Origin of the sequence: Salinivibrio sp. PR5, assembly GCF_001996085.1 — a bacterium.
In the GTDB taxonomy this organism is placed as follows: domain Bacteria; phylum Pseudomonadota; class Gammaproteobacteria; order Enterobacterales; family Vibrionaceae; genus Salinivibrio; species Salinivibrio proteolyticus.
The window spans coordinates 14337-39678 of the sequence record NZ_MUFK01000027.1; the positions used below are offsets into that span (position 1 = coordinate 14337).

Genomic DNA, 25342 nt, shown 5'->3' on the forward strand with positions numbered 1-25342 from the left:
AATCGTTACGATAGCGCCTTGATATCTAAATACGAATCACTCTTACAATTGATTGCTGCGCATGCTAAATTTCGCCTTTTAGGCGCCAATCATAAGGAGTGTTGATGAACGCGGCCGATCCTAGCTTTGAAGCACCACAACTGCCTGCCGCGGTTGCACTGTCCCCTTTTCCCACCGCATTAGGCTTGTCAGTGATCCCTGATGATGTGCAAGGCTTGTCGCTTCGGGAACAACTCACCACACCACAAGGACTGGCGCAATGTTTTGCCGCGGTAAACTCGACCTATGGCGATGCCGATAGCCGTGCCCAAGGCACGCTTTTTATCGGCGCCTATGCCTATGAGTTTTTGCTTCCAGTGCTGGCTAGCTGGCTTCAGGCTGGACAACTCCCCTCGCTGGACTTAGATAACTGGCAAGTTAAATACCAGCCTACCCGTGTCACCAAACCGAATGGCAAGGAGCTGGTGTATCACAAGCCTCATTTTTATCTCAATGCCTTGATTGGCTGGAAACAACCTGCGGCAGAAGAGTGGCTAACGATTTTGCACGGCGCGTTATTACGTCACTTTTCGCCAATCGTTGATGCGGTCGCGGAACAAAGCGGTATGCGTGAGGGGCCACTTTGGAAAGTGGTTGCCGATTCAATCTGTATTGCCTTTTTGATGGTGGGTAAACATCGTGATTGTGAGCAGGCCGCACGTGACGCGGCGCTGTCGATCGTCCATCAACGCGGCACCCCGCTTTATAGCAAGCGAAGTGGTTTTCACGATGTGACCGTCTACGATCCGAACGACACCCAAACCGTGCTGCAAACCCATAGCTTCCGTCTGCGCGGCGGCTGCTGCCGGATCTTTACCGTTGATGAACACAGTTATTGCTCAACCTGCTGCTTTTTAAAACCTGACGAACAAGCTAAGCGCCTTGCAGAAGTTGCGTGTCAGCGTGAAGGCGTGGCACTGGACACGCAGCCTCGCTAACTCAGCGCCACATCGACCCAAACAAGACGATGATCGGAGTGAACACGCGCATGCTCTTGGCCGTTTTTATCACAAATCAGTGGGTAGTCGGCATCATCAGGGGCAGGCCAAAATACGCCGGAGGCTAACACCGCGAGCTCACACGAAGGTAGGACATAATCGAGGCGCAACCCACCGTTATGGGTAGCAATTGCCCGCCCTTTACCATCGATAAAGCGAAAGGCGTGAGACCGTGCCGCCTCACTTTTTGGCACCTGTGCGCCGAGAGCGACCTCGGGATGCACACGCGGATGATTGAGCAAAGCGCCAATGGCTTGCTTATCCCCATCGCCGTAGCTCGGATCTGCATTTAAATCGCCAATCACCACAAACGGCGTCTCGGGGGAAAGCCCGCCGTGAGCGCCCTTGTCGTCCACCAGCCAGTCGGCGTTATCCAAAAGGCCAATCAGTTGGTGAATTTCATCACTGTTGCGCCGCCAGTTACGCTTTTCTGGCCCATCAAACACGGGCGGTGTGGGATGACAGGCCACCACTTGTATTCGTTCATCACCAACCAGAATCGGCACTGACACCAAGTTTTTCGAGGCGAGACGTAGCGCCTGTTGTGCTTGTTCGGTGTAATACTCCGCTGGGAGTTGATGGTGAGGTAATTGATGCCATGCAAAGTGCTGCCAAGTGCGAATCGCATCGTCTTCGATGGGGTAACGCGATAAAATCACATAGCCAAATTGACCATGATAGTCGCCAAAACCATGACACTGCTGAGCATTCGTTAAGTGTTGATGCTCACTGACTGGCACCGTGAGTTTTAACCCCGTGTTGGTGGCAGGCAAGTAGCGATACGGATAATCAATCGGCATGTCACCGTGTTGCGATTCAGCCAAATGCCGCTCACAAAATGCGGCGAGCGCACCATCGTCGCCACCGTTGCCCGGATGATCAAACTCGCAAAGCACCACCACATCGGGCCGCACACGTTGTAAGGTCGCGGCGAGGTTTTTAATTTGCCGGCTGGGGGTGGGCGCTAACATCTTTGCTTTGATCTCGCCGGCCTGACGTCCCGCTAGAGACAGGTTGAATTGTGCCAACCTAAGGGTTGAAGGTGCTGTCATAACATCCCAACAATGCGCTACATGATGGGCTATTTTAACAAGCTATCGAGGGCACGACGAATTTGTCGCGCATCTTCTTCAGCACGATGCGGTGCTGGCCCCAACGCCTCCATTTCGCGGCTAAAGTCACGCCGATCGAGATCACTGTGCTTTTTTAGCCATTGATTCACCTCCATTAGGGTGAATGAAGGACGCATGTAGCAGGCTTTGTAAAGCCGCCCCATCCAAAACAGATCCCATTGACTATCGCACAAAACATGATCAAAAGGCGCGAGGGTCTGGTTGAGATGCTGGCATACATCGAGCACACTGATGCCTTCGCTAAAAAGGCGTTCACGCGAGATCCCATGTATTCGGGTTTCGGCTTCTTTGTCCCAGTGATTCCAGTGCCCACTGGCGGTGGAAGGGTCAATCAAAAAACTGTTGCTGTCGCCACTTGGCAACACGTATCCCACTTCGATGGGATAAGACGATAACGACAAACCGGATGCTTCAAAATCCAGTGTCACCCACATACGCGTACTCCTTGCTCATAAACTCTCCTGCATGACTAGGCACTTCCTTTGCCTTGTTAGTTAACTGTAGCCTTTTTGTTGCCACTTCGATGGGTTGTCGCGCTACTTTTGCGTGCTTGGTTAACTTGTGACTGAAAATCCTGACGTTTTTCATTGGATGCGTCAGTTTTTTCTTATTATGTGACACTCTAAACAGTGCTATGCCAAGGTTTTGTCAGCGGTACGCTATATTTCACTACCGGATTGAATTAGGCTTCGATAACACCCTGATAAACGCAGTTTGACGTTAAACCGCCATGTTTTAAATAGGAAGCAGCATGAAACAAACGTCTCGCACCATGTCCGCGCGCAAACACATTGCATTAGTGGCCCACGATCACTACAAAGACGCCTTGAGTGAGTGGGTTAAAAAACACCAAGATGTGCTGAGTCAGCATGAGCTTTATGCGACCGGCACCACCGGGCATATTCTTGCGCGCGAAACCGGATTAACGATCACCCCTTTGATTAGTGGCCCGATGGGGGGTGATCAACAACTGGGCGCCATGATTTCTGAACAGAAAATCGATGCGATGATTTTCTTTTGGGATCCGCTCAATGCCGTCCCGCATGATCCAGATGTCAAAGCGCTACTGCGTGTCAGCACCGTATGGAATATTCCCGTTGCCACCAACCGCGCCACCGCAAGCTTTTTGATTACCTCACCGTTATTTGGTCAAGAAGTGGATATTCAAATCCCTGATTATCAAGCTTATTTAGACGAGCGCTTATAATCTTTTACCCCGCACTGTCCGTCGATGACTAATGTCGTCTATGGCTAACAGTGTGGGGACTGTCTCACTGATACCCTTTCAGTTCCGCCACAAACGATGAGGCACGGCCTTTTTGGTGTACAAGCCACACTTGTTTTTGTGCGCGTGTCAGGGCGACATAAAACAGTCGTCGTTCTTCCGCGTGCTCAATCGGCTCTTCATTTTTTCCCAGTAACGCCTCATCGAGTGAGAGCGAACGCGGCTTGGCCGGGAAGACCCCTTCATCCATGCCAAGGATGAACACATAGTGCGCTTCTTGCCCCTTGCTGGCGTGTGCAGTGGTATAGCGAAGCGCCAATGAAGGATACGCATTCTGCCAGCTTTCTAGCGCGTCAGGACAAACGGCATGCGTGCGGCCTAGCAGCATCACACTCACTGCATGCTCTGCTTTGGCGTGCTTTTTAGCCAAACTTGCCAGCGTTTTTTCTAACGTATCGTCCGTGATCACCTTGATCACTTTAGGCGCTTTCGCTGGTGCCTTGTCACGCGCATAATCCAACTGTTTGCTGAGCTGCTTGGGGTTTTGCTCAATGAACTGCTGCGCCACCTTCCCCAAGGTAGACGGATAGCGATAACAGGTGGTCAGCCAGCAAATTTCACTGTCACCGAAACGCTGTGCAAACTCTGTGGTTAAGCTGACATCGGCACCAGCAAAGCGATAAATGGCTTGCCAATCATCCCCCACGGCATACAAGGAGGCGCGTGGTGATTGGGTTTCACTGTCCGCTTTACCGTGACACAGTGCCTCTAACATTGCCAACCGTGCCGGCGAAATGTCCTGGTATTCATCAACCATGACAAACTGGATGGGCGTGGTGAATTTTCGCTGCTGAAACAGCTTGGTGGCTTGGGTAATCAATCCATCAAAGTCTACCGCGTTCTCCGCTTTTAGCGCCTGTTTGTAGGCTTGGTACAATGGCCAAATCACCGCCAGTTCATTTTTTAACGCACTCTGCTCCTCATAGCTTGCCAGTTTATCGGTCAACGCACGCTTGGTGGTATTGGCTTGGATCACCCGTGAAAGGCGCGACCAAACCCAAGTGTGCAACCGGCTGTCATGGGCACACGCAGTCAGTTCAGTGTTCTCATCAAGCGGCAGTGTTTGTTGCTGATGCAGTTTATCCCATGCTTTACGGGGAGAGGGCTGTTGCCACTGTTCGGCAAGTGTTTGAGTCAGCCACGCCGCTTTGGCTGTATCATCACTGGCGAGTGGAGAAATCATCGGCGCCTGCCCTTGGTGCTCGGCAAGTTGCTGGCGAGCAAAGCCATGAAAGGTAGTGACATTCACTTCATGGCCGGTTTTAGTCTTTATCCGCGTTTTCAGTTCTTCAGCGGCATCACGACCAAAGGCCAGCAGCAATAGTTGCTCTGGTTTGGCTTGACCACTTTCAATCAAGTAGGCGGCGCGTGCCACCAATACGCTGGTTTTTCCACTACCGGGCCCCGCCACCACCAAGGTATGAGATTCATCGGTGAGCACGGCGGCGCGCTGCCCGTCATTCAATGGCGATGATTCGATGCGATCAAACCAAGTTTGCCACTGATTGAGCGTCACCGCTTGCCATTGCTGATTGCGCGTCTTGAGCCACTGTTTATCCCCCCGCAAAACGGGTGCCAGTGTCGTTGCCATCACTTCATCTAAGCTGGCCAAGAATGAGGCTGGGATCCCCTCGCCTTCTAGCTTGTCGACTAGGATTTGTTGCGCCGCGCGCAATTGCGATAAGCGAACATAAGCGGGTGTATTCACCAGTGCATCATACTCTGCCAGCAAACTGGGCCGGATCATCGCCAGCCGTTTTTGATAACGGGCAATATAGGCTTGATAACTGCGATAAATGGTTTGCCCTGCCTGCTGGGCACGGTGCCAAGGCAAGCCAAAAACCTCAAAAGGCAGCGGATCGCCCTCGTCAGTATAACCGGTGAGCGAAATCGTTCCCCACAGCAACCCGCGCGACACCGTGAGCTGCCCATCCCATGCCGAAAAAGGAATATATTGCCGATGGTGACGAGATTCGAGCAGTAAGCCGTCATCTTCGAGCTGCAAGCTGTAATGGTCGCCATAAACAAGCCATTGTGCCCAGAGGTTTGCGGAGAGTTTCATACTCATGAGTCAGTGCGTAAAAACGCGCTTTCCAGCCTTGATAAGATGACAGGCATGCTACTGCGCAACTCTCGATAAATCAATTCACTAGCAATATGGCTTCCGCCGCATTACCTATAGCACGCCATGGATTTGACTTGTCGCAAGCTATTTCTAAAAAGCGCACGAAAACGCGCGGATGACGCTTAGTTTTTCAGTGTCTTTCTGCTATCTTGCCCTCATTGTTGGCTTAATCCGTGTTTTTATGTCCTTTTCGTTGCCACGCTTTCCTTCGATGCCACTGACGCTACGTGAATACTGGGCGAACCACCGTATCAATGACAGTATCCGCGTCCTAATCGCTTTAATGGGGGTTGCCCTTTACGCGGGATACGCTGGTCGCACCGATATTGTCACGCCACTGGTGCTCGGGGTCATCGCTTCAGCATTAGCGGAAGTGGATGATCACCTATGGGGTCGGATAAAAGCCTTGGGCGTGACGCTCACCTGCTTCGCGGTCGCCTCTTTCTCGGTTGAATTGCTTTACGATTGGCCTTGGCTGTTTGCATTAGGGCTAACCGTTTCCAGTTTTGGCTTTATCATGCTGGGGGCCATTGGGGAGCGTTATGGCACCATCGCCTTTGCCTCATTGCTACTGGCGGTATACACCATGTTGGGGATGGAGCAAGGCAGTGATCTGTGGCTTCAACCCATGATGCTGCTCTCAGGCGCATTTTGGTACGGGTTACTGTCACTGGTTTGGATTGTGATTTGGCCGCACCGTCCCGTGCAGCATCGGCTCGCAGCGGTCTTTCGCCAAACCGCCACGTACATGGAAACCAAGTCCAGTTTGTTCCATCCGGTTGCCGAATTGGTTCCGCAACCTACTCGTATCGCCGCCGCCAACCAAAATGCGCAAGTGGTAGCCGCGCTCAACCAAGCCAAAGCATCATTACTGGCGCGAGCACGACGCGGCCGTCTGACCCAGCGGCATCAAACCTTGCTGCAAACGTATTTTATCGCCCAAGACATTCACGAGCGGGTTAGCTCATCCCATTATCGTTACCAAGATCTTGCCGCCCACTTTTTCCACTCGGACATTTTGTTTCGCTTCGAAGCATTACTCAATGTACAAGCACGCGCGTGCCGTGAGGTAGCGCAAGCGCTCTCGTTGGGGATCAGCTATCAACATCATCATGCAGGACAGCAAGCATTAACGGCTATCCAGCAATCGATGGCGTATTTGGCTAAACACCAAGACAGCCATACTCGCACCGCATTGCTGAATCAGTTGCAGTTTTTATACAAAAACCTGGAGACGGTTGAGCAGCAGTTGGCGAGTTTGAGTAACCTCGCAGTTGATAGCCGAGCCCAAGAAAATGAATTGGCTGATCCCGATGCGCGCTCTGTTGGTGAGATGCTCTTTCGCATTCGCCAACAACTGACGTTTCGATCGTTGCGTTTTCGCCATGCGGTGCGCTTGTCGTTATCGCTCCTCGCGGGGTATGGCGTGATTCAAGGCCTCTCGCTTGAGCATGGCTTTTGGATCTTGATGACCATTCAGTTCGTTTGCCAAACCAATTACTCAGCCACACGCAGTAAGCTTAAAGAGCGGATTGTCGGCACTGTGGCTGGCTTGCTACTCGGCGTGCCGGCCTTATATCTGTTTCCCGATCCCAGCAGTCAATTGGCCTTGATGGTCGTCACTGGGGTGCTATTTTTCGCGTTCCGCACCGTTCAGTACACCCTAGCCACCTTGTTTATCACCTTATTAGTATTAATGTGCTTTAGTCAGTTCGGGGAAGGTTTCGCAGTGATCTTACCGCGTTTGGGCGATACCGTTATTGGCTGTTTGATTGCCGTTGCGGCGGTCCGTTATGTGTTGCCCGACTGGCAAGCGCACCGTCTCCGCGGGATCATGACAGAAGCCTTGCAAGCCAATCGGGACTATTTAGCCCACGTGATTGCTCAGTACCGAGTAGGTAAACGCGATTCCCTTGCCTATCGAATTGCGCGGCGCCAAGCGCACAATGCGGATGCGGAGCTGACTACCGCGATCAGTAATATGTTGGCGGAGCCCGGCCGCTATCGCACCAACATCGAAGAAACCTTCCGTTTCTTATGTTTAAACAACGCGATGCTAAGCTATATCTCTGCCCTTGGCGCGCATCGAAGCCGGATGGATGATGAAGTCAACCATCAAAAAGTGGCCCAGCTTCACCGTGATATCCACCAAGGGTTAACCCAATTAACCGAGCTACTGGCCCAGCCTACCAACCATGATGCACTGCTGGCGTTACAGACCACTGATGACATGCATCAGACTCACGGCGGCTACGTAGAGCCTGTCGATAACACACCGCTGACGATGGTATTGCAGCAATTACAACTGATTCAGCGCATGCTGCCAGAGCTTAACCAGTTGACACTTACGCTACGCCAACAAGCTCTGAAGCAAAGTCGCGCATAATTAACGGCGGGGCCGAGCTCCCGCCTTCGGTGACTCACCTTGTGTACCAATACTCACGTTGCGTGGGGATACTCGGTTTTCACGCCAACGTTAAGTCAGCGGGACGTCAATTTACAACAATTTACGTTGTTGACGGTTGAAAGCCCAAGATACAGACCGGATATTATTAATACAGCCACCTGAAGTGACTTAACGCTATACCCAAATGACTCGTTTGGAAGCTAGGGTATACACTTATATTTTTAGCGGCTCGTTTAGCCGCATCGCCCGCCTGGAGCAATTATGGCTATTCATGTAGGAATCATCGACTCGGATCCCGTCCGATTGGTCACCCCCGTGTTACACCAGCAACTGCCGGTGAGCAAGTTGGTGTTAATAGGCACCCTTGAGCAAGACCTAGAATTTGAACGCCTTACCCGCGTACTTGCGCCAAAAGGCATCGAAACCGAGTTTTTTGAAATCTCCGATGATATCAATATCCGTGAATTAAAAAGCCAAGTGAAACAACTGGCCGAACAGCTTAGCACCACCTCTGAAGATATCCTTTTTAACGCGAGCTGTGGTCTGCGTCATCAACTGCTGTCTGCTTATGAAGTTTTTCGCACCTATCAATGGCCCAGCTATGTCATTGAACCTTATAGCGATGAATTGTGCTGGTTGTATCCAGACGGGTTGCCACAACAGCAAGTCGAAGACCATATTAGCTTGACCGAATACCTCACGATTTTTGGCGCCCGTTGTGAGCGTCATGATGAAGATGTAGTGGGTTGTTTAACCGATGATATTTATCGTTTGGGCGAAAAATGGGCCAGCAATGCTTATGAATTAGGACCCGGCTTGGCGACACTGAACTATTTAGCCACCACGTGTCGCAAGGAACAGTGCCTTGATGTGACGTTAAGCGAGAAACAGCAAGGCTACCGTGAACTCGGTATGCTGCTTGACGATCTGACTGAAGCTGGGCTCGCAACATACCAAAATGGGGTGCTAACCTTTAGTTGTGAGGAAGCGCGTCGCTTTGCCAATGGTGAATGGTTAGAAAGCTACGTGCATTACACCGTCACGTCCATTCAAAAAGAAATGCCAACCATTCAAGATAATTCACTCTCCGTGCAAGTGTATCGCCAGATTGGCGAGCGCGAAGTGCGTAACGAGCTTGATGTGGCGACTGTGGTCAATAACAAACTGCATATTATTGAGTGTAAAACCAAAGGTATGTCGAGCGATGGCGACGACACCTTGTACAAGCTAGAGTCGCTGCGCGATCTGCTCGGAGGGTTACAGGCGCGAGCGATGTTGGTGAGCTTCCGTCCGTTGCGCCATCACGATATTACTCGAGCTACCGATCTGGGATTAGCACTGATTGGTCCAGATCAACTCGGTAATTTACGTACCCATCTCTATGATTGGTTTGTCGCCGCCGGCGGTACTGTCGCAATTCGCACCAGCTAACTCGCGCGCTCAGATTGGCCATCATAAAAAAACGCGGCGCTCATGATGAGCACCGCGTTTTTTTGATACCGCAATGTCTGAATTACAGCAGTTTACGAGCAGCTTCAACCACAATCTTGATCGAGCGCGCTTCGGTTTCTTTAAGCGTTGCGTGGTCAGGGATCTCTTTTTGGGTACGATTAATAATCACACCTGCTACACAGCCCGCGCGCAGACCGGAGCTAGCACACATGGTAAGTAGCGTGGCGGATTCCATTTCAAAGTTCAGCACGCCCATGTCTTGCCACTCTTGCATCGAGCCTTGGAAGCGACGTACAACGCGACCACTGAAGGTATCGTAGCGCTCTTGACCCGGATAGAAAGTATCACTTGATGCAGTCACACCGGTATGAACCGTTGCGCCATCTTCATCAACCGCCGCTTTCATGGCCGTTGCCACATCAAAGTTAGCCACGGCTGGGAATTCCATCGGTGCAAAATGGGTGCTCGCGCCATCAAGGCGAACAGACCCTGTGGTGACGATCATATCGCCGACATTAATGTTAGGTTGAATGGCGCCGGTAGTGCCGACACGCAAGAAGGTGCGCACACCCAATTGCGCCAGTTCTTCAACCGCAATCGAGGTTGATGGGCCACCGATACCGGTTGAACAAACCACCACAGGCTTGCCGTCTAACCAACCTAGGTACAAGGTATACTCGCGCTGAGAGGCAAGAAAGGTTGGGTTGTCCATCAGGTTGGCAATTTTTTCTACTCGCGCAGGATCGCCTGGAATAATCGCAGTAGTGGCGCCTTGTAGGTCGGCATGGTTAACGCCAAGGTGGAATACAGGGGTATCAGACATAATCAGTCTCCTCGCTGGATGCTGTCAGCAGCATCTTCAAATGATTAAAGGCCTGCCAAAGCAGGCCTGAACTCGAAGTTGTTATGCGTCTAGGATACCCAATTCTTCGGGTATTTATGTGACTTTTATCGACCTATTACACTGTCAATCCTTACAGATTTCAGAGTTTAGAGATCGTTATCACTTTATGACGGCATATGCAGACAAACGCTGTCAGCTTTATTGGCGCTTGTCTCGCAACAGCCGTAATGCGTTCAACGTGACCAGCGCCGTCGCGCCACTGTCCGCTAACACCGCCACCCAAAGCCCGGTGATCCCCAAGACACTCGTGACCAGAAAAACACCTTTTAGACCTAACGCAATGGTAATGTTTTGACGGACATTCGCCTGCGTTGCGCGCGCCAGCTGTAAAATCCCGGGCAATTCAGTCAAACGGTTATGACTTAATGCCGCATCAGCCGTTTCAAGCGCAACATCCGTACCACTTCCCATCGCTACGCCTAATTGCGCCGCTTTCATCGCCGGTGCGTCATTAATACCATCTCCCACCATAGCAACACGATAGTGTTTCGCTAGGGCTTCAACAGCATGAACTTTATCTTCCGGCAATAAGCCTGCGCGAAAGTCGATACCCAGCTCTCCTGCAATCTCTGCTGCCGCAGCCGGATTGTCACCGGTTAGCATCACCGGATGAATACCTAAATCACGTAACTGGTTGACGGCTTGCTTGGCATCGCCCCGCAAGGTATCACGCCAGCCAATCAGACCATGCGGCGCACCCTCGACCATGACGACCGCCACCGTGACACCTCGCTGTGCAATCTCACCGGCTTGGTGTCGCTGATTCGGTGTCAGCATGTCATCCGTCAGTCGGTCGAGTGCGATCAGACTAATCCGACACCCATCGACATCCCCTTTCACACCCTGTCCCGCTTGCGCTTGGATGTTGTGTGCGTCTGGCACTTCAATGCCTCGTTCGGCGGTATAAAGCACCAAGGATTTGGCCAATGGATGATGACTGCCTCGCTCGATTGCAGTGGCATACTTAAGTAAGTCCTTCTCGTCACCTTGCCATGTCAGCACATCGGTAACGATCGGTTTCCCCTCTGTGAGCGTGCCGGTTTTATCAAAAGTGACCGCATTGACACTGGCGAGCATTTCTAACGCCGCACCGCCTTTAATCAGTGCGCCTCGACGCGCTGCCGTCGCCAGACCTGATGTGATCGCTGCCGGCGTTGAAATCACCAATGCACATGGACACGCAATCAATAGCAAAGCAAGGCCTCGATACAACCACTCTTGCCAACTGGCGGCAAAAAACAACGGCGGGACCACAACGACTAATGCGGCAAGCGCAATCATGGTCGGCGTATACCAACGGCTAAATTTATCGATAAACCGCTCAATCGGTGCTTTTTTCGACTCAGCCTGTTCGATTAAGCGTAAGATCCGGTCAATCGCATTTTCGCCTTGTGCGGATGTGACGGTAAGCTGGACCGTTTTATCAGTCGCAAGGCTGCCTGCCATCACAGCATCACCGACCTCAATATCAACCGGGATGGGCTCTCCCGTTAGCGCACTTTGGTCAAAGCTTGCCATTGCCCCCATCAACTGGCCATCTGCAGGCAAACGCTCACCAGCGCTAATTTCAATCACATCGCCCGGTTGCAGTGCGCTCGCCGCCACGGTTTCACGCTCACCAGATGCATGAACGCGAGTCACTGTCTCAGGAACCAAGGCCATCAGTGACTGAATGCCATCTCGTGCCCGTGAGGCAGCATAACCTTCCAGTCTTTCACCAATCAGGAACAGTACCAGCACCATCGCGGCCTCGGTGGTCTCACCCAAGTACAAGGCCCCGAGTGCGGCGATACTCATCAGTGTTTCAATAGAAAAAGGTGATCCGCTTTTTACCAGTCGTATCGCTTTGCCCACGATTGGCGCCAGTCCAACTAAGGTCGCCAAAGTAAACAGCGCCCCCGATAAAGGTTCAGACCAGTAATGGAGCCCCCATGCCACCATCATGACCGCAATTAGCCCGAATAACAGCGCATCTTGCCGCCACTTTTTCCATCCGGTTACCTCAGGTTGGGTTTGGTTGAGAGCGACGAGAGGAAAGCCCGCTTTTTGGGCGGCTTGTTCAACAGCACGCTCGGTAGAAGCCTGTGCATCGGCCGTATAAGTAACACGCAGTTTCTCCGTTGCAAACATCACCTGTGCTTGCGCTACGCCTGACGTTGCCAGAATGGCTTTTTCGAGTTTCGCGGCACAGCTCGGACAGTCCATACCGGTCACGCCCCACTCGTGCGCATTCACTGAATCGATTGATGTACGCTCAGAAGGGGTGTCTGCATTTTGTCGCTGAGCATGCGCGTGGCAATGCTCATCCGGATCATCATCGCCGGCGTTACCCTCGCCCTCCGCATGACTGCTGCAACACCCGCTGTCTGGTGCACATTGTGTGGTTCCAACCGCAGAAGTGGTCGGATTCTGATGGTGATGGGGTTGCTGACAATGATGCGATCCACAGTGTTTACACATAGTCGGCTCCTTATTGACGGTATATCGAACGTTTATACCTACTATAAGGGTTGGAGCCTACTCCAGAGTCAAGCGATGATCTAAACTAATCACATTTGTCTTACGTTGTGGGTCGGGGAAAGTGCTTGAATAAAGGGAAAGCGCTGTGATGTGGGGAAAGAAAGAGAGAAAAGTGCGCTCAGTGATCAGCACTGAGCGCGTTCGGCTTACTGAATAATAAAAATGTAGCCCTGCAGAATGATAAGATTCACAATATCGATGAAGAAAGCACCGACAATGGGCACCACCATAAAGGCTTGAGGCGCTGGGCCAAACCGATTAACAATCGATCCCATATTCATCACGGCTGTCGGCGTGGCACCTAGTCCAAAGCCACAATGGCCACCGGCGATAACTGCCCCAGTGTAGTTACTTCCCATCAACTTAAATGTCACGTAGTAGCTAAATACACCGATTACGATCGACTGAATGGTCAGAATAATCAAGAAAGGGACAGCTAGGTCGAGAATATTCCAAAGCTTCAATGTCATCAGCGCCATGGCAAGGAATAATGACAATGATACTGTCCCGACCATATCAACCGTTTCTGATTCCAACTTTCTAAATTTAAAGATCTCAAGGGTATTAGTAACAATCACACCCAAAAACAAGGCATATACAAAGTCCGGGATCATTAACCACTGAATATTGAAACTATTAACCCATTCTGATAAATAACGCGCGCCCGTAATACAAAGCAATAAGATGAATAAGACTTCGATCACTTTCTTCGCAGTTACTTTGTCTTCTTCATTTTCGTTATAGGTCACCAACTCAGGATACTTCTGATGTGTCGTCGTGCCACGACCATATTCTGATTCTAATTGGTGCTTATTAATCAAGCGTTGAGCAACCGGGCTGCCGATAATGCCACCAATGACCAAACCGAGTGTGGCGGAGGCCATTGCAATCTCGAGCGTGCTCTGGATACCGTATTCATCGGTCAATATCTGTGCCCATGCCGCGCCTGTGCCATGCCCACCAGACAAGGTAATGGAGCCAGCCACAAGGCCCATCAGTGGATCCAAGCCAAGCATCGATGCAAAGCTCACCCCAATCGCATTCTGAATAATAATGTAGACAGAAGCGATAGCGAGGAACCAAAATACTTTTAACCCACCTTTCACCAATTGTTTATAATTAGCCGCTAAACCCACAGTGGCAAAAAACATTAGCATAAAGGTGCTTTTTAACGGCAAGTCAAATTTAAAATCTATACCGTTTGAATGCAGCACTGCAATAACACAGGCAATAATTAATCCGCCGACAATAGGCTCGGGGATATTAAATTTACGTAATGCAGGAATTTTTGAATTAACAAAATGGCCTAGAAAAAGCACACCAATGGCGATCAAAAATGACTCTAGTGCACCAATAGAATTGAGTTGATACATATAACCTCTTTGTTTCTCTCATCACATCCTCCCTGATAATCCAATTTGACCTTTGTCTTTTACCTCATGTTATTCACGTTGAAGTCAATGCTGGCTTCCACATCCCAACGACATCTCAGCATCCTGCTTATCGTTTTTAGTTGTTTGACACTGCGAGTATCGCCAACAGTTGCTTGACGCCTCGGTATGTCTGATTCGCGGCACAATAGCAGAAATCTGTGATTTTGGCACCAAGTATCGAACTTTATGCGTCGATATCGCTGCTAATCATTGAATTAGCAAGGTTATTCACCTCAAAGCCAGTGAGTAATGTTGTCGACATTTTCAGCAAAAATCGCCTACATTCGCATCTGTTGGCGACAAATGACGGAGGCGGCGTCGCAGATCGATCGCTAACCATGCCCCCACAGGTATTGCCAATGCCAAATTAGAGGCCGGATAGGCCAGCCAAACCCCATCCAATTGCCAATATGACGCAAACAGAAACAAAAACGGGAGTTGCAGTACGATATTACCGATACTGATCATTAGCGCGGTTCGCCCGTGATGAATGGCTTGAAAGTACGCGGCGGCAACGACAATAAAGCCATCGAGAAACAGAAGGATCAGGTGCAACCGTAGCCCATTGACTGTGCTATCCAGTAAGGCAGGATTGCCGCTGCCAACAAATACGCGTGCCAAGGTGTTGGGTAAGCCATTGATCACTGCCACAAAGGCAACGCCCGTCACTAAGACACAAGACAACGCCATCAATAAGCACCGCTTTACCCAGTGTGGCTGACTGGCACCCGCATAAAAACTCACTAAAGGTTGCATCCCATTGGCTACCCCTTCGGCTAGCAAATAGTACACAATCACCACATAGCCGATCACGGCATACGCCCCTACCGCCAGTTTTCCGCCGTGCAGCATTAAAAGGTGATTATGCACCGCCACCATCACAGCGCTATAACCGTACATAATCCAACTCGCCGCACCGATTGCACAGATATGCCGTGTGATTGACCAAGCCTGTGACCATGAAGGCCAAATAACTTGCAGCCGACTCCGCCGAGAAAAAAAGTAGCTGACGCCCACCAGCGTCACCGCCGCTTGCGCTAACGCAGTTGCAATCGCGGCGCCGGTTAATGCCCACTCAAGCCAGACGATAAACACCAGATCAAAACCAATATTGAGCAGCGCGCCTAGCATCATCAATCGCGTCGCCAAGCCAGGTTGATCGTCGTTACGCAGTAAAATAGGCACCGCCATCGAACCGAGGGTAAACACATTGGCCCAAACCAGTACATCTAAGTATTGCACCGCAAAAGCCAGCGGCACCTGCTCTGCGCCTTGAAGTGCTAGTAGATATTCGCCCCACGCGACCAGTGCGAAGCTAAGAAAAACACTGAGAAGTAGCACTAATCCGATCGCGACCGCTAGCGTGTGATCTCCTGAGAGATCATGCCCTTTTCCTCGTGCAGCACTTATTTTTGCCCCTGCGCCAACACCGACCATCAAGCCCACCCCCAACATACCCGCGATCAATGGCCAAATTAGGTTAATGCCTGCCAAGCCATCAGCACCCATGACCTGACCGATAAAAATGCCATCAATGACTTGATAAAGGCCATTGACCAACATAGCGGCTACGGTAGGTAACGTATAGCGCCAGAACTGGCGTGACAGTGAATGAGGTTGTACTGGCATTGTCAGATAGTGCGTCAGGGTATGATGACGAGTATCATACCCAATCGCCGATACGGTGCTGAGTTAGGATCAGCACAGTTTGGGATAGCGCACGTGCTGGTGATATTTATAAATTACATTGTTTCCTGACGCGAAAGCACGCAAAGATAAACGCCTTAGCCGCTTCTCCTCTCAAAGAAACAGCACAAGACGCTTGAGTCTTTCATTTAGACAGGATGCGTGAGGCACTCTCCCATTTGAGTGCTGATCGCACGGAGCACGTCTCGCCGAGTGATAATCCCCACCAATTTACCGTCATCAACCACCGGGTAGAGCTTGGGCTTGGTAGGTATCATCATTTCGGCCAGCTTAATGATGCTGTCTTCTGATTGCACTGCGAGTGCATTCGGCGTCATACAATCAGACACAGAGTGGGAGTCTTGACAGTGATAACTGTCTCTGAGCAATTGCTGCAGCATATCTTGCTCGGAAATAAAACCGACTAGATGCTTGTTGGCATCAATCACGGGTCCACCGGTTTGTTGGCTCCGCAGCAATTTTTCCAGCGCACTGGATAATGGCATCTCTGGCGAGAATGTCACCGGCCGCTTGTTCATATAATCTTTGACTTTGATCGACTCCATGTCGCCCCCTCTTCAATGCTTAACTCACGCCATATACCTGCTAACCACGTCATGTCGAAAAGAGTATGCCGCGCAGCACAGCTATGGTTATCCCGTTCTTTAAGTGTTGTCTAAGTTAGCGAAATGTCTAAATCACTTTGAGCAATTTGTGTGATTGGACAAAGCAATGATATGACGTGATTGCTTTATACCGGCTTCACACGCCTCTCAGCCTCATATGCAACAAGACAAGCTCGCACGCCCTTCTCTTTTTGTTTTGTCACAAATTGTTAAATAAAACAGCCATAGGGGTAGCTAGGGTTTCATCGATTTCATACCGTATCAAAAATAAATGGATGGTATTCAAAACGATGGCGATTCACGCATGGGGATGGGAAGAAAACGATGAAAATTATTGCGGTTTACAGTAACAAAGGTGGTGTGGGAAAAACGGCGACGTCGGTGAACATGGCGCATTTGATGGCGGAAAGCGGCTATCGCGTCTTGCTTTGCGATCTCGACCCGCAAGGCGCGTCATCGTTTTACTTTAAACTCAAGCCATCCAAGCATTTAGGACAAGACAGCTTCTTTACCCGTGATAAGAAGTTTAAAAAGTCCATTCAACCCAGCCACTACCCTAATCTTGATGTGGTGCCAGCGCACCATGATTTTAAAGACTTCGATATTTTTCTAGCCTCACAGAAAAGCGGGTCAAAAAGTCTCTTCAAACGTCGATTTAAAGCGGTCAAGGATGACTACGATATCGTGATACTCGATTGCCCACCCACTCTTTCCGCGCTGTCTGATGCGGTATTCCGCCATTGTGATGAACTGCTAACCCCCGTGATCCCGACGACGCTCTCTGAACGCACGCTTGAGCAGCTTTATCAATATTTTATAGCCCATGATTTTGATGTGGCGCGTATTCACCCCTTTTTCTCGATGGTGCAGAAAACAAAGCGCTTACACGTCGACACCATGCATCGGATGCAGAAACAATACCCTGCTATGTTAGATGCCCATGTGCCCTTTAGTAGCGATGTAGAAAAAATGGGCGTGACCTGTGCACCTGTCACCGATATCGGCAAGGGAACCGCTGCGGCCATGTATTATCGTCGATTATGGCGGGAGTTCGCAGCGCGGGTGCTTTCCGATCAACACGCTGCATAGGCGGCGCGCCTAAGCGCGTAACCCTTCGCGCATTACCAACCCAACAAGCGGTATAACTCGCCCGTTCTTACCGCGCGATGAGCCTGCGCAATGGTGCCATCGCGCGCCCACGACTCAATCACCGGCGCAATGATTGGCTGCACTTGGCTCCAGTTTTGTCCGGCTTGTATGTCCGGCAAGTATAAGAGCCGCAGTAACAAGCCGTCTAAGCCCGTTAATAGTTGTTCCGGGGTGCGATCATTAAAAATGGAAGGAAACACGTTATCGTCGTCATTGGGCAGCCCCATGATCTGGGTTAGCTCTTCAACTACACAGGCGACTAACTTACCTTTAGATCGCGCCAAATCAACTGGGATCACGACCGCTGCCCGCCGTATCCAACCATTTTTATCAACGGCAAAATTAGCCGCACAGACCGCTTTGCGTAATGGGGTGACATCGTTGGTTTTAAAGTATTGCCGCGCATCGTCTAAAAAGCGTTGGTGGTTGGTAAATACAATGGTCAGATTAGCGGCTTTGGGGTGCGAAGCCGGGATAAAGTTTATCCCGGTCAAACTTTGCAAATGATCAAGGTGGTAGCGGACGAGTTTATCGTGAAGCTCGCTGTCGCTGACGACATGCGACACGGTATAGCGCACGGATTCTCTCCACTTACGAACACCATGTTCACCTTCTACATATTCACTTTTCAGCGCAATGCGATAAAACGCATCTTGAATATAACTCGGTTGCTGCCAAGGTTGCTCAACAGCAAGCGTACTGAACGAGACCAGCCATACGATAAGCCCGATACTAACTCGACCCTTAAACAACAACGTTCACTACCTCAACCCCGCGCTTTCGATGCCTGTTTAGCGTAGCACAGCAGTTGAAAAACAACTGGTTGAATCGCGTACTGTCTGTTTTTTCTTACCATATCTGTTGAACATGGAATGGGCGTACCATTTTTCTAGACATTTTTTGAACCAGATCCTCAATTTGATAGCGATCACATTTTTAGTTATTGAGTAATGTGGATAGTAACAGGCGATTTGACTCACTAACTCGAGGATTCTATGCGTAAAACACCGCTCGCACTCTTGCTCCCCTTTGCGTTTTCCGCTCAAGCCGCCACCATCGTTGACGCCTCTGATTTGGATCTTAGCCAAGCACTAGACGCCAATACGGCACGCTCAGCGATGACAGCAGCCCCTGCACTCAGTTTTCGTGAAAAATCGCGTCTGCAAGTGGGCAATCAATCACTAGTCCGTAAACAGCAACTGCACCATGGCATCCCGGTTTACGGCTATTCTGTGGTTGAAAACACCGCCGCACGAGGCTTTGCGCCAAGCGTCAAAGGTGACGTTGTCACTGATATCGAACAAGATATTGGTGGCACGCTACCCATGATTAACCAACAGCAGGCCATTGCGATTGCTCAAGGCCAGACAAGCCAAGGTACTCGTCATTTTCACCAATCGGATGCAAACACAGAATTGTTGATCTGGTTAGATGAACAACAAACAGCGCGTCTCGTCTACAAAGTTGACTACCTTGCCAGTGATAACGGTCATCCTTCGCGTCCAATGAAAATCGTCGATGCAAAATCGGGAGATATTTTGGACAGCTGGGAAGGCATCGCGCACCTAGAAGCCGGCGGACCCGGTGGTAACCAAAAAAGTGGACGCTATACCTTCGGCCCAAATACCCAACTGGGCGGCTTTGAAGTCAACCGCTACTGTCAAATGGATAGTCCCAACGTTGTGACAGTCAACATGAACAATCAGGAATGGGGCGGAAGCGTTCATCAATTCAATTGTCCGCAGAATACCTACCGTCAAGTCAACGGCGCCTATGCACCCATGAACGATGCGCAGTACTTTGGACAAAAAGTCTTTGAAATGTATCAAGATTGGCTCGGCGTGCGCCCTATCCGTCAAAAGCTCACCATGCGTGTTCATTATGGTCAGGGCTATGGCAATGCTTTTTGGGATGGGCGGCAAATGACCTTTGGTGACGGTAATGGCAGCATGTATCCGTTAACCACGTGGGATGTGATTGCCCATGAGGTCAGCCACGGTTTTACTGAACAAAATTCAGGACTCGAATATCGCGGCATGTCGGGAGGCATGAACGAGTCTTTCTCCGATATCGCCGCTGCGGCACTCGGCCAGTATGTTTATGGCGACTTCAACTGGAAAATGGGTGAAAACGTGATGAAATATAGCGATGCGATGCGCTATTTCATCAATCCAAGCCAAGATGGGCGCTCCATTGGTCATGTTAACCGTTACTATCCTGGCATCGACGTGCACTTTAGTTCAGGTATCTTCAACAAAGCGTTTTACCACCTTGCCACCAGCGCAGAGTGGAATATCCAAAAAGCGTTTACCGCGTTTGCCACTGCCAACCAATTGTACTGGCAACCTAACTCGAGCTTCCAACAAGGCGCTGATGGCGTATGTGAAGCCGCGAAAGCGCTAAACTATTCAGCCGGCGCTGTCAGCCAAGCCTTTGCCGAAGTTGGCATCCAAACCCAAAGCTGCCAAGGAACCGGTGAAATCCCTACCCCAGATCCAGATCCGCAACCGACGCCTGAAGTGGTACCACTCACTTTCGATCAGCCGGTGGAGCTTCACGGCTACGCAGGCACGGCTCACCAGTTTGTGATTAAGAATGCGCCACGCGGTACGGTATGGCTACAAACATATCGTGGTCAGGGTGACGTTGAGTTATATACGGCGGTTGGCCGTCCAGCGAGTGCCGAAGATCATGACTGTGCGTCCACTAACGCAGGTAACGAGGAATACTGCGGTTTTAGTGAAATTCAGGGCATGGATCTGTATGTCACTGTCACCAGCACGGTGGACTACTCCACAAACGTGATCGCACGCCTTGATGACCGTGGTATCGAGCAAAACCGCTGTAGCAACGTCCCTAGCTGGGGAACTTACAACTATTACTACTCCGGCGTCAGCGTTCAATATCAAGGGCATCTGTTCCAAGCGACGCAAGATAACTGGGGCATTGATCCATTCTCGAACCAATGGGTTTGGCAATATCAAGGAAGCTGCCAAGGTTAGTATTACTGTCTTGTGATTGGCGGCTAGCCACGGCTGGCCGCTTTTTTATGAGAGTTTCGCACACCATTTCCTCACGACTGTGATCACGCCACGATTCTGCCCTCTCCCTGAAAGTGACATTCGCATTACTGCTTCTTTACATCTATGTTAATGATTATTGGCAATAATCAGATAATTGGGCAGATTGAATGCATCTGACGACTTTTTCTAACACATTTCGCGCCAAGCTTGTGGTGCTGCTGTTCTTATTGTGTCCCCCGCTCGTTTGGGCAGCGCAAGCCAATGCTGAGAACATTCAGTATCCTAGTATGATCATGGGACTCCTCGGTGGGCTGGCGCTGTTTCTCTATGGTATGGACAAGATGTCTAATGCCCTAAAAAACGCCGCCGGTAGCCGCTTAAAAACCTTTCTCGCCAAACTGACTACCAATCGCGTCGCCGGCGTGCTCACCGGTGCCGGCATTACTGCGACGATTCAATCGTCTTCTGTCACCACCGTTTTGTTGATTGGCTTTATTTCAGCAGGCCTGATGTCACTTGCCCAAGCGACCGGGGTCATTATGGGTGCCAATATTGGTACCACGATTACCGCACAAATTGTTGCCTTTAAGATCACCAAAGCAGCGTACGTGATGGTCGCTGCGGGCTTTCTCACTCAGTTTATCGCCAAAGCCGACCAAGCCAAACACTACGGCAATATGCTGTTCGGCCTAGGTTTGATTTTTCTGGGTATGAATGTGATGAGCGATGCCATGTCACCGCTGCGAGATTATCAGCCCTTTATCGACGCGATGGCGACCATGGACAACCCTCTACTCGCGATCTTACTTGCAGCTCTGTTCACCGCATTAGTTCAGTCGTCCTCAGCAACAACCGGGATCGTGATTGTCCTTGCAGGACAAGGTTTTATTTCACTGGAAAGCGGTATTGCCCTTGCGATGGGCGCCAATGTGGGTACCTGCGTGACAGCACTTCTCGCCGCTATCGGAAAATCCCGAGAAGCCAAACAAACCGCTAGCATTCATGTTCTTTTTAATATCATCGGCGTCATGATTTGGCTGCCATTGATCTCGCTATTAAGTGATTGGAGCGTCGCGCTCTCCCCAGCTTATCCCCAACTGACAGGGGTCGATCGTTTGGGCGCTGAACTGCCGCGGCAGATTGCCAACGCCAATACATTATTTAATGTAGTCAACACACTGGTTATGTTGCCTTTCGCCGGTGGGTTTGTTTGGCTAGCGAAAAAAATTGTGCCACGCTCGAAAAAACCACTCAGCAGCGACCAGCCCATCATCACGCCAAAATATCTGGCGAAAGAATTATTGTTGACGCCGGATATTGCGATGGATCAGGCGCAACTTGAGATCGGCCGTATTGGACGGCGGGTCTGTAATATGATGAATACCTTGCCGCCACTTACCTCAAAACTGGCAAGCCAGCCACAACGCGACGCAGCGATCGCCGCATTGAAACAAATTGATGAAATCGAAAATCAGGTCGATGCCCTGCACGGACACATCTTGTTTTATTTAGGCAGGCTGCGTAAAGAGCCACTTAGTCACGCGCAAAGCCAACGTCAAATGGCGTTAATTAGCATGACCGACCAACTGGAAAGCATTGCGGATCTGATCACTAACACACTGATCCCAATAATGGAAAAATCCCTCAATGCGGATATCACCATCAGTAATAAGATGCGTACGACGCTGGATGCTATGCAAGATAAAGTGACTCACGCGCTGCTAGATTGTGTTAATGCGATCCGACGAGGCGATGATAAGCGTGCCAAACAGGTCTTACATACAAAACGCGAGCTAAATGCACTGCTTGATAAAGTTCTCGCCCATCAGGCTGAGCGTCTGGTAGAAGATGATGCCAATCGCTTACAGCTATTTAGCATTGAGATGGAGTGGACCGAGTCGCTCAAACGTGTTTATACCGTTACCAAACGGATCGCGAAGTTGCATCTGCGCGAGAAAGAAGCCTAGTGCCATATTTTCTGGGGAATATTGGTGCAAAAATAGCAATATAAACAAAGAAAACGGAACCAAGCCCTAACTTTTGGGCTTTATAACCCACCCATATCGGTAAAATCGTTATAACGGCTCCGCCTAATTATATCTAGGAGCCTGAAATGTATACATTATTCCCTTCCCGACCTAAACCTTTATCAGCACTGATGGCCCTCGCCGCATTCAGCAGCACCAGTGCATGGGCTGATGTTCAATGTAACATTGCCGATTTAGCGGCCAGCAACACGCCGCTTCAAACCATTATGAGTGCTGAACGCAGTTGCTTTACCAGCTGGTATGACACCACGTCTATTCGATACAGCAACGTCTACCAAGAAACTTTTGTAAGCAAAGTGGCACAGCGTTTATCGCAGACCATTGCCAATTATCAGGGTGAGGACGACCAAGCCCGCCAAATTGCTAACTTAGCTGAGTATGTACGTGCAGCCTACTATGTTCGCTTCTATGGTGACAAGGCGAGTCCTGACTATTCTGACTCGCTAGATGATCGTCTTGCGGATGCCATCAATAGTTTCTTACGCTCGCCTTACGCCACGGCAAAGGGCAGCGCCCAAACCGATGCTTTACATGGTTTAACGCTGATGGCCGACAGCATCAAGCGCTTGCCGCAAACCCTAGACCTACAAATTCAACTGCTTGAAAATCTGAAACAAGACCGCTTAGACGAACGCCGTTACGCAGATGCACTCAATAACCTTTTCCGCGCCATGGCGGGCCACCAATCTCGTCAAGCCTTTTACGATGTGCTTGCTGCTGATCTCTCCTTAATTGACCGCCTTTACCAGTTCGTCGTTAATCACCCGCAGCTCTCTAACAGCGACCACGGGGCGTTATTGGTATCAAACACGGTCCGCGAAATGGGACGGCTATTGATGGCCCCCCAAGCCAGCGTGCGAGATCGTGTGATTAGCCATTATCGTGATCTATTACCCCGTTTCCCGCTGGGCGGAAAAAATGACGCTGTTTGGGTGGGCATGGTAGAAATGGTGGATGCTTATGCGTCCGATAAGATGGCCGAATTAGGTTTGTCTGATGCCAAAGCCACGCTGGAAGCCAAAGTAATGCCTTATCGTCACCAATGTGACGGTCCGGCGATCATTCGTTCACAAAGCATGACGCAAGCGCAATCGCAACAGGCATGTGAAAGCCTGCACAACAAAGAAGTGGCTTTCCATCAAACCGTTAACTCAGGTTATCAAGCGGTCGCCGACGATCGGAATGACAGCGTTGAAGTCGTAGTGTTTGATAACCCTTCCGACTACAAAACCTATTCCTCGTTTTTGTTTGGTAACTCGACGGATAATGGTGGTCAATATTTAGAAGGAAACCCTGCCGACCCAGACAACCAAGCCCGTTTTATTGCTTACCGTAATGATAATGGCCAATCGCTTTCCATTTGGAACCTTGAACACGAGTACGTTCACTATCTGGATGGCCGCTTTAATATGTACGGCGACTTCAATGACGTGCTTCGTCACGGTCATACCGTCTGGTGGCTTGAAGGCTTTGCGGAGTATATGGCCCATGGTGATGACTATGCCGAAGCAATACGCTTGGGCAAAGAAGGCGGCTACTCGCTCAGTGACGTTTTTGCCACCACCTATCAGAATGATGTTAATCGCATCTATCGTTGGGGCTATTTGGCGGTACGCTTCTTGTTTGAAAAGCACCCAGAGGCAGTGGAAACATTGCTTGATGCGGGTCGCACCGGGAAATTCGAGCAGTGGGCAAATTTAGTCAAAGACTATGGTCAGCGTTATGATCAGGCATTTGCGCAGTGGCTGACCACCTTGGAAGACACCGATGCCGGTGAACCACCGCGTCCAGACCCTGATCCCGAGCCAGAGCAGCCAGAAGTAACAACACTGTCTCTCGGTCAAACCGTCACCATTAGCGGTCAAGCATACAGTGAGCACCTGTATCAAATTGATCTCGCCCACTCTGCCAGTGCGCTGACCTTTAGTATCGAAGGACAGGGCAACGCGGATCTGTACGTGGCGAAAGGCCGTCAAGCGCACTATTACGATTTTGACGCCACCGAGTGGAACCAAACCAGTAATGAAACCGTGACCCTTAATAATGTGAAACCGGGTCGGTATACCTTAAGTGTCACAGGTCGCGGTGACTTTACCGATGTCACTGTCAAAGTGAATGCTGAGGGCCTAGTGCAACCCGAACCAACCCCAGAACCAGAGCCTGAGACACCGGCAGGCACCGATGACTTGCGCCCAATGCAACTTAACGTCGCTAGCCCAAACAGTATTAGCGTTTATCAACGTCGCTATCTGTATGCCGATGTACCTGCGGGAGCAACCAAGGCGCAAGTGTGGGTCATGGCGGATGGTGACGCTGGAGATGTGAGCGTATTCGCTGCCGAGGACTATTGGCCAACGCAAGCACAAAACCAAGCAGCCTCAGACGCACCGGGCAGCAACCAGTACATCGAAGTTGATTTACGTGACCAGCAGCGTCTGCACTTACTACTTGCAGGTGATGGAAGCCGTAGCCAAACCGATGTGCGTGTTTATTTTCGTTAAGCGTTAAGCGTTA

At 50.4% G+C, this 25342-nt stretch carries 17 protein-coding genes; 8 read left to right on the top strand and 9 right to left on the bottom strand.

Translation table 11 applies throughout. From position 1 onward, the window contains the following. Positions 1–104: 104 nt before the first annotated feature. On the top strand, positions 105–977 hold the full coding sequence (locus BZG82_RS10605) for a ferric iron reductase (protein ID WP_077480244.1): 873 nt from the start codon (positions 105–107) through the stop codon (positions 975–977). On the opposite strand, the gene BZG82_RS10610 is transcribed toward BZG82_RS10605, so the two are convergent. Continuing rightward, positions 974–2089 carry an endonuclease/exonuclease/phosphatase family protein gene (locus BZG82_RS10610; protein WP_077480245.1) on the bottom strand — a complete coding sequence of 372 codons (1116 nt, stop codon included), beginning with the start codon at positions 2087–2089 and terminating at the stop codon, positions 974–976. The genes BZG82_RS10605 and BZG82_RS10610 overlap by 4 nt on opposite strands. 29 nt (positions 2090–2118) lie before the next feature. Next, entirely contained in the window at positions 2119–2604 is a 486-nt protein-coding gene (locus tag BZG82_RS10615) for a hypothetical protein (RefSeq protein ID WP_069588330.1), read from the bottom strand. Positions 2605–2921: 317 nt separating this feature from the next. On the opposite strand from BZG82_RS10615, the gene BZG82_RS10620 reads away from it, so the two are divergent. Beyond that, complete coding sequence (locus BZG82_RS10620; RefSeq protein ID WP_077480246.1) at positions 2922–3377, top strand: methylglyoxal synthase; 456 nt, start codon at positions 2922–2924, stop codon at positions 3375–3377. A gap of 64 nt (positions 3378–3441) precedes the next feature. On the opposite strand, the gene helD is transcribed toward BZG82_RS10620, so the two are convergent. Then, positions 3442–5517, bottom strand: coding sequence for a DNA helicase IV (gene helD, locus BZG82_RS10625; RefSeq protein ID WP_158076000.1), 2076 nt, complete (start codon positions 5515–5517; stop codon positions 3442–3444). A gap of 274 nt (positions 5518–5791) precedes the next feature. On the opposite strand from helD, the gene yccS reads away from it, so the two are divergent. Beyond that, positions 5792–7966, top strand: a complete 2175-nt coding sequence (gene yccS / locus BZG82_RS10630) for a YccS family putative transporter (RefSeq protein WP_077765822.1) — start codon at positions 5792–5794, stop codon at positions 7964–7966. A gap of 282 nt (positions 7967–8248) precedes the next feature. Beyond that, positions 8249–9418, top strand: a complete 1170-nt coding sequence (locus BZG82_RS10635; RefSeq protein ID WP_069588325.1) for a Card1-like endonuclease domain-containing protein — start codon at positions 8249–8251, stop codon at positions 9416–9418. Positions 9419–9500: 82 nt separating this feature from the next. Here BZG82_RS10635 and udp read toward each other — a convergent pair whose 3' ends face one another. The 5 genes from udp to BZG82_RS10660 form a co-directional block, all read right to left on the bottom strand. After that, on the bottom strand, positions 9501–10262 hold the full coding sequence (udp, locus tag BZG82_RS10640) for a uridine phosphorylase (RefSeq protein ID WP_069588323.1): 762 nt from the start codon (positions 10260–10262) through the stop codon (positions 9501–9503). Between the two features lie 219 nt (positions 10263–10481). After that, positions 10482–12803 carry a zinc/cadmium/mercury/lead-transporting ATPase gene (locus BZG82_RS10645; RefSeq protein WP_077765815.1) on the bottom strand — a complete coding sequence of 774 codons (2322 nt, stop codon included), beginning with the start codon at positions 12801–12803 and terminating at the stop codon, positions 10482–10484. A gap of 206 nt (positions 12804–13009) precedes the next feature. Beyond that, positions 13010–14236 carry a sodium/glutamate symporter gene (gene gltS / locus BZG82_RS10650; RefSeq protein ID WP_077481806.1) on the bottom strand — a complete coding sequence of 409 codons (1227 nt, stop codon included), beginning with the start codon at positions 14234–14236 and terminating at the stop codon, positions 13010–13012. A gap of 324 nt (positions 14237–14560) precedes the next feature. Further along, positions 14561–15925: an MATE family efflux transporter gene (locus BZG82_RS10655; protein WP_077765816.1), complete on the bottom strand. Its 1365-nt coding sequence runs from the start codon at positions 15923–15925 to the stop codon at positions 14561–14563. 206 nt (positions 15926–16131) lie between these two features. Beyond that, positions 16132–16548 carry a CBS domain-containing protein gene (locus tag BZG82_RS10660; RefSeq protein ID WP_077481809.1) on the bottom strand — a complete coding sequence of 139 codons (417 nt, stop codon included), beginning with the start codon at positions 16546–16548 and terminating at the stop codon, positions 16132–16134. 384 nt (positions 16549–16932) lie between these two features. Between BZG82_RS10660 and BZG82_RS10665 the strand changes: the two genes are divergently transcribed. Continuing rightward, positions 16933–17697, top strand: a complete 765-nt coding sequence (locus tag BZG82_RS10665) for a ParA family protein (RefSeq protein WP_077662930.1) — start codon at positions 16933–16935, stop codon at positions 17695–17697. A 32-nt stretch (positions 17698–17729) separates the two neighbouring features. Here the strand turns inward: BZG82_RS10665 and BZG82_RS10670 are convergent, their stop codons facing one another. Beyond that, positions 17730–18509 carry a DUF2927 domain-containing protein gene (locus BZG82_RS10670; RefSeq protein WP_158011489.1) on the bottom strand — a complete coding sequence of 260 codons (780 nt, stop codon included), beginning with the start codon at positions 18507–18509 and terminating at the stop codon, positions 17730–17732. Between the two features lie 243 nt (positions 18510–18752). On the opposite strand from BZG82_RS10670, the gene BZG82_RS10675 reads away from it, so the two are divergent. The 3 genes from BZG82_RS10675 to BZG82_RS10685 all read left to right on the top strand — a co-directional run bounded on the left by BZG82_RS10675 (position 18753) and on the right by BZG82_RS10685 (position 25329). Beyond that, on the top strand, positions 18753–20759 hold the full coding sequence (locus BZG82_RS10675; RefSeq protein ID WP_077765817.1) for a M4 family metallopeptidase: 2007 nt from the start codon (positions 18753–18755) through the stop codon (positions 20757–20759). A gap of 188 nt (positions 20760–20947) precedes the next feature. Then, complete coding sequence (locus BZG82_RS10680; RefSeq protein ID WP_241837370.1) at positions 20948–22747, top strand: Na/Pi cotransporter family protein; 1800 nt, start codon at positions 20948–20950, stop codon at positions 22745–22747. A gap of 146 nt (positions 22748–22893) precedes the next feature. Next, positions 22894–25329, top strand: a complete 2436-nt coding sequence (locus BZG82_RS10685) for a M9 family metallopeptidase (protein ID WP_077765818.1) — start codon at positions 22894–22896, stop codon at positions 25327–25329. Positions 25330–25342: the final 13 nt, after the last annotated feature.

Excerpts from the sequence above, each read along its gene's own strand:
- BZG82_RS10605 (WP_077480244.1), top strand. The coding sequence starts at position 105 with ATGAACGCGGCCGATCCTAGCTTTGAAGCACCACAACTGCCTGCCGCG.
- BZG82_RS10610 (WP_077480245.1), bottom strand. The coding sequence starts at position 2,089 with ATGACAGCACCTTCAACCCTTAGGTTGGCACAATTCAACCTGTCTCTA.
- BZG82_RS10615 (WP_069588330.1), bottom strand. The coding sequence starts at position 2,604 with ATGTGGGTGACACTGGATTTTGAAGCATCCGGTTTGTCGTTATCGTCT.
- BZG82_RS10620 (WP_077480246.1), top strand. The coding sequence starts at position 2,922 with ATGAAACAAACGTCTCGCACCATGTCCGCGCGCAAACACATTGCATTA.
- helD (WP_158076000.1), bottom strand. The coding sequence starts at position 5,517 with ATGAAACTCTCCGCAAACCTCTGGGCACAATGGCTTGTTTATGGCGAC.
- yccS (WP_077765822.1), top strand. The coding sequence starts at position 5,792 with ATGCCACTGACGCTACGTGAATACTGGGCGAACCACCGTATCAATGAC.
- BZG82_RS10635 (WP_069588325.1), top strand. The coding sequence starts at position 8,249 with ATGGCTATTCATGTAGGAATCATCGACTCGGATCCCGTCCGATTGGTC.
- udp (WP_069588323.1), bottom strand. The coding sequence starts at position 10,262 with ATGTCTGATACCCCTGTATTCCACCTTGGCGTTAACCATGCCGACCTA.
- BZG82_RS10645 (WP_077765815.1), bottom strand. The coding sequence starts at position 12,803 with ATGTGTAAACACTGTGGATCGCATCATTGTCAGCAACCCCATCACCAT.
- gltS (WP_077481806.1), bottom strand. The coding sequence starts at position 14,236 with ATGTATCAACTCAATTCTATTGGTGCACTAGAGTCATTTTTGATCGCC.
- BZG82_RS10655 (WP_077765816.1), bottom strand. The coding sequence starts at position 15,925 with ATGCCAGTACAACCTCATTCACTGTCACGCCAGTTCTGGCGCTATACG.
- BZG82_RS10660 (WP_077481809.1), bottom strand. The coding sequence starts at position 16,548 with ATGGAGTCGATCAAAGTCAAAGATTATATGAACAAGCGGCCGGTGACA.
- BZG82_RS10665 (WP_077662930.1), top strand. The coding sequence starts at position 16,933 with ATGAAAATTATTGCGGTTTACAGTAACAAAGGTGGTGTGGGAAAAACG.
- BZG82_RS10675 (WP_077765817.1), top strand. The coding sequence starts at position 18,753 with ATGCGTAAAACACCGCTCGCACTCTTGCTCCCCTTTGCGTTTTCCGCT.
- BZG82_RS10680 (WP_241837370.1), top strand. The coding sequence starts at position 20,948 with ATGCATCTGACGACTTTTTCTAACACATTTCGCGCCAAGCTTGTGGTG.
- BZG82_RS10685 (WP_077765818.1), top strand. The coding sequence starts at position 22,894 with ATGTATACATTATTCCCTTCCCGACCTAAACCTTTATCAGCACTGATG.